A 3,756-nucleotide genomic window follows, 5' to 3' on the forward strand; every position below is an offset into this window, starting at 1 on the left:
AAGCCTAAAATTATGAATATTTTCTCTTTGATAATCAGGTAAGTAATCTTCTACTCAGCCCCCGCTTTCACTGACGGAAAGAAAGGATGTGGAGTACTGGCTCGCTCAAGCATCTACTGTGATTATGCAGGTTACTGTGAAAGAGATGGGATTACGGGCACAGAAGTCCCTGGCCTGTGAGGACCATTTGACGGGATCTGAAAGCGGTTATGCCGGATCGGGCAGGAATCCGAACTTGATCAGCTTTTTAATCCAGCGTGCGGCATTACGTTGTACGCTCAAGGCTTCATAATCGGTGGCGGCGTCCCGGTAATATGTGCCGCGAGAGAGCATGAAGTAGATGATGCGCAGCATTTTGTGGGCCAAGGCGATAATGGATCGTTTATGACCTCGGCGCACGACCAGGTTCTGGAATTTGGTGGGCAGAGCGCATTGGGTGCGACTGGCGGCATGGGCGCATTCGCACAAGACGCGGCGCACGTAAGGATTCCCTTTCCGGGTGCGACCACTTTTGCGCTTACCGGCCGATTCGTTGTTGCCCGGGCACAGACCGGCCCACGACGCCAGGCGATCGGCACTCCCGAAGGCCTTCATATCGTCCCCGATTTCCACCAGCAATAAGGCAGCACCTATAGTATCCACTCCCGGCAAGGTCTGCAGCAACGCCAGTGCATGCTGTTGCGGGGCCAAACCGTCCAGCAAGCGGGTATCGAAGCGCGCGATCTGCGCTTCCAGGGCTTCGATATGGTGCATCACTTCGTCCAGAACAAAACGATGGCAGGCACTCAAATCGCCCTGCAACGCATCCAGAATCTCCTCCCGGCTGGCCTTGAGGCGATGGCTCGCCAGGGACAGTACCTCCTGGGGCGTGGCGCCCTGAATCAGCGCCTTGATCATGGCGCGTGCCGATTGACCATGAATGTCGCTGACCACCACGCCCAGGCGGATCCCCCCGTCGGTCAGCACCTTGTGTAGCCGGTTCTTTTCGGAGGCCAGCATGCCGACCAACTTCTGGCGTTGGCGGGCAATCAAGCGTAATTCCCGCAGTGGCGCCGGCGGGACAAAGGAACCGCGTAACAAGCCCGCGCGCGCCAGCATGGCCAGCCATTCCGCATCGCCAACATCGGTTTTGCGCCCGGGCACCTGTTTGACGTGACGGGCATTGACGACCTGGGCACGAATGCCGACCTGCTCCAAAGCCGCATAGGGACTTTTCCAGTAAATCCCGGTACTCTCCATGACCACTGCATCCGGCTGCCAGGTCGCACACCAATCCGCCAAGGCCCGGCGGTCTTTCTTGAAGCTGCCAAACTGACGGCGCTCTACCTCCACAGTGCCATCCGGGTTGCCTATGATGGCACAGGCCGTGACTTGTGCCTGATGAATATCCAGGCCGATCACACGTTGAAAAATGGGTTTCAGTTCCATTGGCTTTCCTCTCCATCTATACTGAAAACGTGGGAGGCGACGGATGCCGATGCCGAATCAACCTGCCTGCAGCAAGCCACAGGCGGTCCTCTTAATGTGCGCTCTCATGGAGGCAATCCGGGGTACGAGTCGGCCCGGCGGGTCACGTTAGAAACGGGATCAAGTCACCAAAATTTCGCGCGATCTCAATCCGCCGCCACCCCCTCCCATTCTCTTTCATTCTCCGGGGTGGCGCGAGTCGCAATGGACGTTAGGATGGAGTAACTGGTTCAAAGAGATGGGGGAATCAGCCTGACTGGCAGCCTGACGGATAGAGCATAAATACTCCGCAAAGTCTGACGCAAGGAAGCAGCGGACAGCACAGCGCACCTCATCATCAAGACATAAAATGAGAGCCTTTCGCAAGGCCAGGCAGCAAAGTTTTTTTAACGGGTATTCATGCCGCGCCGTTCCAAAAAGCCGCGCATGTGGGGCCGTGCTTCCCGGCCTACCAGAGCAGCAATTTCCTGGGTCCAGCGACTGTTTTTTTGCGAAGCATTGCGATTGCGATAGTACTCGGCCATCTGCTGATCGTACTGGCTGATTTCCGCTTCATCACGGGTTTCATCGTAACTATTTTCCTTGAGCACTACGGACAGGGGCAGTCGCGGTTTCAGATCAGGATTCTGGTCGGGATAACCGATGCAGAGTCCAAAAACAGGGTAAACCTGTTCAGGCAAATGCAGCAGATCACTGATTTCCTGCGGATGGTTGCGTACGGCGCCAATGTAGCAAGTGCCCAATCCCATTGATTCAGCCGCTGTTACACAATTTTGGGCGAACAAGCTGACATCAACGGTGGCAATAATGAAGTGCTCGGTCATGCCCGCCACAAATGTTTGATTTTCCCGGCTGCCAATACGGGCTGCACGATGTAAATCTGCGCAAAATACCAGGAAAGCGCCAGCACTGCGGATATATTCCTGGTCGCCAGCCAGATGTGCGATTTTATCCCGCAAATGCGGATCGCTTATCTGAATGACCGTACAGGCCTGGATATGACTGGAACTTGCAGCATGTTGACCACAGCGTACGATATCCTGAACCAGGGTTTGTTCAACGGGTTGCCCGCTAAAGCGCCGTATGGATCGATGTTGCTTTAACACGTTGAGTGTGTCGTTCATATTCAATCTCCAAATGAATGGTGCGAATCAGGATAGGGCGCCTTCATGTTGCAATAACCAGCGTTTGCGATCTATGCCGCCCGCATAGCCAGTCAGGGTGCCATTGCTGCCAATGACCCGGTGGCAGGGTACGACAATACCAATGGGATTCTTGCTGTTGGCGTGTCCTACCGCGCGAACAGCCGCAGGAAGGTTCATGCCCTGAGCCTGTTCCTTGTAGCTGCGGGTTTCTCCGGCGGGAATGGTGCGTAACCATGCCCAGGCTGCCTGTTGAAAGGGCGTTCCGGCAGATTTTGTAGGAATGACCGTCAGTGCCTGCAAATCTCCCGCCCAGTAAGCCTCCAGACTATGACGTATCAACGTGGGCAGGGGTCCGCTGGTCAGCGTGATCCGGTCCGTGCCGTACAATCGACCGAGATCTGCAAGGATACTGTGCTGGCTGTCTTCCCAGTAATCCAACGCCCGCAAAGTGCCTTGCGGATCAGTTACCAGGAGCATTTCCCCCAAAGGGGTATTGCACCTATGAATATGCCAGTCCAAGGATTCGTTGAGAGACATGCTTTCAGCCCTGCAAGAGCCACTAATGCCGCAAGCGTTCCAGTAAATCCACCGCCAGGGCGGCTCCGGCCAGATCAATTTCCAGATCACGGGCGAGACGGCGGCTCAGCCTGGCCCGATAAAGATCCAGGCTGCGGAAGCGCCAGTGCTGGGGACCGCTGCCTTCGGGATGAATGACGCCATAGTGGACCAGTTGCACGGCTTCGCCTTCGGCACAATGCAGCAAGGTGCAGAAGCGCGACAAATCAAAGCAGAAAGCCCCCTCCTCCAGCAGTTCCGCTTCAATAACCTGAATGGGTGTTGAGACCATCGTGCACTCTCCTCTCTAACGGCGGGGATGATAGCTGGATATTTCTCCTAACTGGGTCCACAAAGCTTTTTCTTCATCGCTGATATTTTTGGGGACGACTATTTGAATAATAGCGTAAAGATCACCCGCTGGTTTGCTGCCGGTTCCTGGCAGTCCTTTTTGGGAGAGACGCAGTTTTTGGCCGCTGCTGCTGCCCGCCGGGATTTTCATCCGGACACTGCCTTCCAGAGTGGGAACCTCAACGCTGGCACCCAGCACTGCTTCCCAGGGGGTGATGTGCAGGTCATGATACAGGTC

General features: G+C 55.5%; 5 protein-coding genes. All 5 read right to left on the minus strand.

Features of this window, described 5'->3' with window-relative positions; translation table 11 throughout:
• Positions 1-207: 207 nt before the first annotated feature.
• Positions 208-1,428, minus strand: coding sequence for an IS110 family RNA-guided transposase (locus M7F93_RS11290; protein ID WP_031575885.1), 1,221 nt, complete (start codon positions 1,426-1,428; stop codon positions 208-210).
• A 425-nt stretch (positions 1,429-1,853) separates the two neighbouring features.
• On the minus strand, positions 1,854-2,591 hold the full coding sequence (gene nfsA / locus M7F93_RS11295; protein ID WP_024894513.1) for an oxygen-insensitive NADPH nitroreductase: 738 nt from the start codon (positions 2,589-2,591) through the stop codon (positions 1,854-1,856).
• Positions 2,592-2,618: 27 nt separating this feature from the next.
• Complete coding sequence (locus M7F93_RS11300; protein WP_024894514.1) at positions 2,619-3,149, minus strand: methylated-DNA--[protein]-cysteine S-methyltransferase; 531 nt, start codon at positions 3,147-3,149, stop codon at positions 2,619-2,621.
• Positions 3,150-3,171: 22 nt separating this feature from the next.
• Positions 3,172-3,459 (minus strand): chaperone modulator CbpM, encoded by a 288-nt coding sequence (locus tag M7F93_RS11305; RefSeq protein WP_010640796.1) that lies wholly within the window; start codon positions 3,457-3,459, stop codon positions 3,172-3,174.
• 15 nt (positions 3,460-3,474) lie between these two features.
• Positions 3,475-3,756: DnaJ C-terminal domain-containing protein (locus M7F93_RS11310; RefSeq protein WP_298173528.1), on the minus strand; the 282-nt coding region annotated here is incomplete at its 5' end.

The sequence above is a fragment of the Acidithiobacillus sp. genome, assembly GCF_027322205.1.
In the GTDB taxonomy this organism is placed as follows: domain Bacteria; phylum Pseudomonadota; class Gammaproteobacteria; order Acidithiobacillales; family Acidithiobacillaceae; genus Acidithiobacillus.